This window comes from Moraxella sp. E33BD, from assembly GCF_041807865.1.
Lineage (GTDB): Bacteria > Pseudomonadota > Gammaproteobacteria > Pseudomonadales > Moraxellaceae > Moraxella > Moraxella haemolytica.
Genome location: NZ_JBGTZD010000037.1, coordinates 1 through 1,161, shown reverse-complemented (window position 1 = coordinate 1,161; position 1,161 = coordinate 1). Strand labels below are relative to the sequence as shown.

At 48.2% G+C, this 1,161-nt stretch carries 1 protein-coding gene; it reads left to right on the top strand.

Translation table 11 applies throughout. The features are described from left to right. The coding region (locus ACERC6_RS10240) for a tape measure protein (protein WP_373628952.1) at nucleotides 1-1,161 on the top strand (1,161 nt) is incomplete at both ends.

Here is a 1,161-nt window from a genome sequence, read left to right as displayed (position 1 = left end):
GCTACAGGTGTATTTGCTTCTGTCAGTAGCATGGTGTCTGTACGCCGTGAGTTTGATGTATTAAACGCCAGCCTTATCACCGCCACAGGTTCGGCACAATCAGCGTTCGAGCAAATGGACAAGCTTAAAGACTTTGCCCAGACCACACCATATGACTTGGCACAAGCGGTTGATGGTTTTGTTAAGTTAAAAAATTTAGGGTTAAACCCATCAATTAACAGTATGACCAGCTTTGGTAATACAGCGTCTGCGATGGGCAAAGATTTGAATCAGATGATTGAGGCGGTCGCTGATGCCACAACTTTTGAATTTGAACGCTTAAAAGAGTTTGGCATTAAAGCCAGCCAACAAAAAGACAAGGTTGCCTTTACCTTTCAAGGCATCACCACAACCGTGGGTAAAAACGCCAAAGACATTCAAAAATACCTGCTTGACATCGGCAATGTCAATTTTGCTGGGGCGATGGCAGAGCGAATGAATACCCTAGATGGGGCAATTGCCAACCTAGAAGGCAGCTATAAAAACCTGCTGCTTGCCATCGGCGATGCCAAAATCATCGGTGATGCCAGTTTTATGGATTTACTTAAAAAAGCTGCGTTTGGCTTATCCACCGCCTTAGACTGGGTCAGCAAACATATCCAAGTGGTCATGGCATCAGCACTTGTGGCGGTGCTGGCGTTTTCTCGTGGAGCGATTGCCAGCGTTGTGCGTCTTGGCGTCTCATGGGCATCAAGTAACGCTGGCATCATCGCAAGCAATGTAGCTGCTGCTACCAGCACCCAGCGACTTGGTGATGCTTTGATGTCTGTATTATCAGGTACAACATCCACCCAAATTCGCATACACCATCTGACCGTCGCCATCAAAGCAAAAACAGCAGCGACAATCTCATACATTCGCCAAGCCCCTGCTCACATAGCAGCACTGAAAGCATCAGGCACACAAGCACTTGCCACCGCTCGCAATTTTAGTGTGATGACTGCCACAAAAAAAGCAGGCATTGCATCAGCGACCTTGCTGGGGCGTGGTGTGATGGGTATTGGCACCGCCTTAACCTCACTAGGTCGCATCCTCCTAAGACATCCTTTGATGGTGATTGCTGGCGTCATCTCAGCCGTCATTGTACGCACGATGGGACTACAAAAGGCGATGGAGAGCCTG